The 6000-nt window shown below is 67.2% G+C and carries 1 protein-coding gene; it reads right to left on the bottom strand.

Features of this window, described 5'->3' with window-relative positions; translation table 11 throughout:
* Window positions 1-5879 (bottom strand): peroxidase family protein (locus J9611_RS10520; RefSeq protein WP_211879971.1); only part of this gene is annotated, 5879 nt, incomplete at its 3' end.
* Between the last annotated feature and the right edge of the window lie 121 nt (window positions 5880-6000).

Here is a 6000-nt window from a genome sequence, read left to right as displayed (position 1 = left end):
AGCCGGAGCTGGAAGTTGGTTCCCGTGACTCCCCTCACCGCTTCGCTGAGCGTTGCCGTCAGGTTGGCGGTCTGGCTTACGGAGAAGGCACCCGCTGCCGGGGTCGTCGGCAGCTTTACCGTGGGAGCCACGGTGTCTCTCGTGGGAGTCACCGGGTTGGAGGCCGCGGACAGCGGGCCGGGACCGTTCGCGTTCACGGCGCGCACCTGGAGGGTGAACGTCGTCCCGATGGTCAGGCCGGTAACGGTGCCGCTGGTTGCGGTCGCCGGGATTCCGGTCACCGTGGTGGCAGCGCCCGTGGCCGGGGTCGCGACGATCTCGAAGCTCGCGATCGCCGGGCTCACATTGGCAGGGGCCGTGAAGTTCACGGTCGCCGAACCTGTCGTGGCAGTCGCCGAACCTGTCGTGGCAGTCGCTGCGCCGATCGCCGGGGCTCCGGGGAGTACCACTGCCGGAGTCACCGGGTTGGAGGCCGCGGACAGCGGGCCGGGACCGTTCGCGTTCACGGCGCGCACCTGGAGGGTGAACGTCGTCCCGTTGGTCAGGCCGGTAACGGTGCCGCTGGTTGCGGTCGCCGGGATTCCGGTCACCGTGATGGCAGCGCCCGTGGCCGGGGTCGCGACGATCTCGAAGCTCGCGATCGCCGGGCTCACATTGGCAGGGGCCGTGAAGTTCACGGTCGCCGAACCTGTCGTGGCAGTCGCCGAACCTGTCGTGGCAGTCGCTGCGCCGATCGCCGGGGCTCCGGGGAGTACCACTGCCGGAGTCACCGGGTTGGAGGCCGCGGACAGCGGGCCGGGACCGTTCGCGTTCACGGCGCGCACCTGGAGGGTGAACGTCGTCCCGTTGGTCAGGCCGGTAACGGTGCCGCTGGTTGCGGTCGCCGGGATTCCGGTCGCCGTGATGGGAGTGCCCGTGGCCGGAGTCGCGACGATCTCGAAGCTCGTGATCGCCGGGCTCACATTGGCAGGGGCCGTGAAGCTCACGGTCGCCGAACCTGCCGCGGCAGTCGCTGCGCCGATCGCCGGGGCTCCGGGGAGTACCACTGCCGGAGTCACCGGGTTGGAGGCCGCGGACAGCGGGCCGGGACCGTTCGCGTTCACGGCGCGCACCTGGAGGGTGAACGTCGTCCCGTTGGTCAGGCCGGTAACGGTGCCGCTGGTTGCGGTCGCCGGGATTCCGGTCGCCGTGATGGGAGTGCCCGTGGCCGGAGTCGCGACGATCTCGAAGCTCGTGATCGCCGGGCTCACATTGGCAGGGGCCGTGAAGCTCACGGTCGCCGAACCTGCCGCGGCAGTCGCTGCGCCGATCGCCGGGGCTCCGGGGAGTACCACTGCCGGAGTCACCGGGTTGGAGGCCGCGGACAGCGGGCCGGGACCGTTCGCGTTCACGGCGCGCACCTGGAGGGTGAACGTCGTCCCGTTTGTCAGGCCGGTAACGGTACCGCTGGTTGCGGTCGCCGGGATTCCGGTCACCGTGATGGCAGCGCCCGTGGCCGGAGTCGCGACGATCTCGAAGCTCGTGATCGCCGGGCTCACATTGGCAGGGGCCGTGAAGCTCACGGTCGCCGAACCTGCCGCGGCAGTCGCTGCGCCGATCGCCGGTGCCGCCGGTACCGGTGCCACCGCGGACGCGACGGACACTGTCTGGTCCGAGAACTGGAGCATCTCGATGTTGCGCAGGGTATCGATTCCGTCACTGACCTTCTGGGCCGCTACATTGGCGCCGGTCTGGGTGACCTTCACCGAGGCCAGCGTGGTGCCCGTGGCGGGGACGGACTCGATCGTGTAGTTCGACAGCGGGCCGGAGAAGACCGCGGTGTCGACTGACGCCGTGTCCGTCCCGGCAGGCGGGCTCAGAATCTCACGGACGGACACCAGGTTGCCGGGGTCGACAAGTCCTGCGAAGACCGCCTGCTGCAGGGTCATGCCTGCTGTTCCCGGCCCGAAGTCGCCGCTGGTGGCCTTGTTCTCCATCAGGTCGGTGGTGCCGGTCTCGGTTGCCGGGTCGGCCGGGTTGGTGCGGACACTGATCCGCACCTGAAGGTACCTGTCGCCGTCGATGATGTCGTCAGCGCCACGACCTTCGATCGTGTCGCTGCCGGGGCCGCCGAGGAGGATGTTGCCATCGCCCCAGATCGGACCGTTCGTCGGGCAGGCCTTCATCGCCGAGGCCGCGATTACCGGAGCCGGATCGCCGGTCAGCGGCGGAAGCAGCGCAGCCAGTCCGCTGATGCGGTCCAGGCCTGCCTGGTCGAGCACGTCGCAGCCGCTGAACCCGGCGCCACCTACGGCACTGGGGACGGTGTTGGTGCCGCGAATGACGTCATTGAACCCGGAACCGGAGTCAGCTTCGGTCTCCTGCCAGCGGTCGCGGTTGACGACCACCTGCAGCGGCACGCCGTTCAGTTGCTGGTTGATGTTCATGTCATCGTCGGCTGGGACAGTGTTGTACTGGTGGATGGCCCAGTCGAACCCGGCGGCGCCGGCGAACCGGTCGATCGCCGCGTTGGCGGACATGATGTCGTCGCCGCCCTCGGCGTCGTAATCGTTTTCTCCCACCTGGCCGATCATGATGTCGTTGCCCGGCTTGGTCTGGGCAGGATCATCGAAGAACGGCGCGCCGTGGTCACCTTGGAGCAGGTCCTGGCCGGAGCCTCCCTCGATCCAGTCGTCGCCTCCGTCGCCGAATACGACATCCGCGCCGTCACCGGCCCGGATAAAGTCGTTGCCCGGACCGCCGAAGGTGGTGTTGTCGTTGCCTCCGCCGCTGGTGAAGTCCTGGCCATCGCCACCCATGATGGCGTCATTGCCGATCCCTCCGTCGAGCGCATCGTTGCCGGGGCCGCCTTTCAAGGTATCGTTGCCGGCCAGGTCGGTGATGATGTCGTTGCCGTCGCCGCCGAGCATGACGTCGTCGCCGCCGTTGCCGTCGATGACGTCATTGCCTGCGCCGCCCCAGAAGGTGTCGTTGTCGTTGCCGCCGAAGATCCGGTCGACACCGGGTGTGCCGTTGTAGACGGACTGCCCGTTGATGCCCACAGGGTTGACGCTGTTGACTTGGCGGTACTGGATGGTCCCGTCAGGCTTGCGCAGGAGCAGCGCTGTCTCGTCGCACGCGGTCGTCGGATCGTTGGCGACTGTTGACCCGAAGGCGGTGAAGCCGGCGGGCGTTCCATTGAGGTTGGAGAGCTGGAACTTGCAGTCGGCCGTGGCGAACGCGTCGGCCTTCAGCGTGTTCGTGCCGTCCGTGTTGCGCTGGATCAGCTCTGCGAACGAGTTGCTCTCGAGCTGGCTGCGCAGGTTCATGCCGGGGGTGCGGGCCAGGTAGTACAGCCGGTCCCCGTTCTGCAGATCGGTCAGCTGGTTCTCGAAGACGTAGTTGAAGGTGCTGCCCAGCAGGCCGCCGAACAGGTTCGTGATCTCCGCGAGCCCGCCGACCCAGAGGTCGACGTCGTCGAGGCCCGTGACGGTCACACCGTCGGCCGTGTTCGCATACGCTCCGGTGCCGAACATGAAGTCGGCGGCATCTGCCGGCGGGACGTCGGTGGGTGCCGGGTTTACGATGGCCCTGGCCGCATCCCGCTTGCCGGCCAGGGTCGTCTGGCTGGTGATGGACGGGTGCTTGCCGTACGCCGCGACGAAGTTGATCAGCGACTCAGGGTGCTTGAGGTGCTGACCGAAGTCCGACCAGCTTGTGTAGGGTGCGAGCTGGCCATCGTTGGTTGCCGCATGGATCTGCCTGCGGACGTTGTTCAACGGCGGGACGCCCGCGTCACGGGCACGCGTCATGTTGAGCGTGGGCAGGTCCAGGGGCAGCCCCAGGAGGTTGTTGCGCAGCGTCTCGGTGACGAACTCGTCGAGCTCGTTACCCACCTGGTCCGAGGAGCCCATGACGACGCTGCCGGCGGCCTGCGCCGGAGTGAGCGGTATGGCGGAACCGCTGTTGAAGTACTCGGGCGGGTTCAGGAACGCCTTGAGCAGCGGGATCGAATTGTCCGACCCGTTCTCGTTGGTGCGGGCGACCGTGTCGTCCAGCATCGAGTGCCCGAAGCGGTACACGGCGTGGGCGAACTCGGCGTGGATCGCGGGGTTGATGTCGGAGTGGTAGACGTGGAAGGGCTGGATTGCGGGCTGGACCTTGCGGGCGAACTCCTCGAACACCAGGTGCTGGTACTCCATCTCGGTGACGAAGCGGGCAGCCTGGAACAGGCGCTCCCCGTTCCAGCCGTCAGGCGTGCCTGCAGTGAGCTTCCACTCAGCCAGGGCCGCCACACCGGTGGCCGACGTGTCGCCGTTCAGCGTGTTCTTGATGTCGTCGATCAGGCGGTCGTGCTCGGAGTGGAAGACCTGGTGGATCGTGGTCAGGGCGATGTTCTCGTTGACCCGGCCGTCACCGGCGATGAAGTGCGCGTTGAGCATCTCGTCGTCGTACGTGCCCGCGGGCTGGTTGGCGAAGTCCGCGGACGGCGTATTGTCTGCATCAGGTACCGGCGCAACCGGCGGAGTGGCAGGGTTGTGATCCGTGTCCTGGGGCGACGGGTCCGCGTTGTGCGCGATGTCCGTCAGGAAAGGCGTGTCGAAGTGGAGCACGTCCGCCGGGACCGGCACGGTCTCGTCTACCGTTGTCGTCAACGGGTCGTCGAGTTGTCCCTCGACCAGGCCCGTCGCCGTTACATACTGCGGCAGGCCGCGCGCTGGGCCGGGAATGAACTTGCCGTACGGGTCGGTGGCCAGCATCGGGATGTTGGTCACGTCCGTGTCGACGAGCTTGAGCCCGAGCAGGTCATGGGCCTGGTTCTTGACCGAGGCCCAGGTGGCCATGCCCGTGGTCCCGTCCGGGGAGTTGAGGTAGGTAAGACCAGCCCCGAGACCGCCGAGGAGCTTGCCGGTCGAGACCGGCTTGCCGGCGGGGTTGTTCACGTACTCGCGCACGAACACCTGGTGCGATGCGTGCGAGGTGTACGTCTGGCTCTGGTCCACCCAGGGCGAGTCCGTGTTGTTGGCGTTCTGGATGTCGTCGGCGGTGCCCAGGACGCCGTCGGGACCGGGCTGGTTCTGCGCCCGTGTCAGCACCATGAACCGCTGGTTCACCGGCAGGTCGTCGGCATTGCCGAGGATGTGGTCCGGTCCGGCGATCAGCGGGTCGTCATCGTGGAGCGGAACGAAGACCGTGCCGCCGCTCTTGACGGTCTGGTCGACCCCATGGTCGAAGAACTGGCCGAAGAAGGTGAACAGGGAGTTGTAGGGCGGCGAGAGACCCACATCCGTGGTGACGTTCGGGATGAACAGGGTCTGGTGCGACGGCACGCAGCCGGCGGGGATCCCGGGTGTGGTGCCCACCGGGTCCGTGGTGCACGCGTCCAGGCCAGGGGCGCGCTGAGTCCTGACCGGGAACTTGGCGGCCGCCACGGCAGCCGGGTTGGTGGAGGTCTGGTCGACGATCAGGTTGCTGATCTCGCGCGGCTGCGAGTCGAACACCGATCCGCTCTTCTGCGCATAGGACGTCGGGGCGGGCGGGCCGAAGCCAGGAGGTGTGGTCTCGGCGGCCCTAAAGACGGGAGTGGTGAAGCGCGGGAAGGGCTGGTCTGCCGCACCGAATTTCTCCCGACCCGGAATCAGGTTGTTGCACGAGCCGTCCACCGTCCGCAGACCGTACGAGGTGAGGGCATCGGGGATCTGGTCGGGACCGGGGCCGACCAGCGTGTCACACGGGTGGGCCGGCGACAGGGTTGCGGCGTGGTGTTCAGCGATCTTGATCTGCTTGAGGATGAACGCGAGGTCGGATGGGGCCACGGTGAAGCCCTGACCGACCGGGGCCACGATGGCGTTGGCACCGACCACGGATGTGGTGAGTCCGACGAAACTGAGCAGGGCCATTGCGGTCCCTGCTGCGACTATGCGGGTTGGTTTGCCAAAGACTAATCTTTGGCCCTCCACCCTTGAGGATTAAAACACATTCATTGCACACCTGCCTCTTAGAGTGAGTGATGGTGCCAGA

The organism is Pseudarthrobacter albicanus (assembly GCF_018224015.1).
GTDB classification, from domain to species: domain Bacteria; phylum Actinomycetota; class Actinomycetes; order Actinomycetales; family Micrococcaceae; genus Arthrobacter; species Arthrobacter albicanus.
Note: the sequence above shows the minus strand (reverse complement) of the source record. Positions and strands in the feature narration are given on the sequence as shown.